The organism is Alcanivorax sp. HI0083 (assembly GCF_001635175.1).
Map to the genome: position 1 here is coordinate 1 of NZ_LWFX01000726.1, position 629 is coordinate 629.

Annotated in this window: 2 protein-coding genes; both read left to right on the forward strand. The window is 59.9% G+C overall.

The window, feature by feature from the left end:
• The coding region (locus A3754_RS07130) for a JAB domain-containing protein (RefSeq protein WP_304439818.1) at positions 1-126 on the forward strand (126 nt) is incomplete at its 5' end.
• Between the two features lie 99 nt (positions 127-225).
• Positions 226-629: DUF932 domain-containing protein (locus A3754_RS07135; RefSeq protein WP_156496880.1), on the forward strand; the 404-nt coding region annotated here is incomplete at its 3' end.

Here is a 629-nt window from a genome sequence, read left to right on the forward strand (position 1 = left end):
CAGGCTGATCGCACCATCACCACCCGACTCAAGGACGCTCTGGCCCTGATCGATGTACGGGTACTGGATCACTTCGTCGTGTCCCGCTCCGAGTGGGTCAGCCTGGCCCAGCGTGGCTGGCTCTAAGCCTTCACTCTTCTGCTTTTGCTCTACCCCTGACTCACCCCCTCTTCTCATTCGCCAATCCGCCCGTTTCGGGCTCACCGTTTTTCTTGGAGATTTACCATGGCACATCTTGTCGAAAGCATGGCCTATGCAGGCCGCACCCCCTGGCACGGGCTGGGCAACCAGCTCGCCGCCCAACAGCCCCTCAATGTCTGGATGCAGGAAGCCGGCATGGACTGGGAGATCCGTGAGACTCCTGTTCGCTTCATTAGCAGCGAGGCTGGATCCCTGGGACAGATCTCATCCTTCCCGGATCAGAAGGTGCTGTTCCGATCAGATAATCAGGCGCCTCTGTCCGTAGTGAGCAACCGCTTCAAGGTGGTTCAGCCCCGGCAGATCCTGGAGTTTTACCGGGACCTCACCGAGCGCTCCGGCTTTGAACTGGAAACCGCTGGCGTCCTTAAAGGTGGCCGCAAGCTCTGGGCGCTGGCCCGCACCGGGCAAACAGGTTCTTTGGCTGGCAA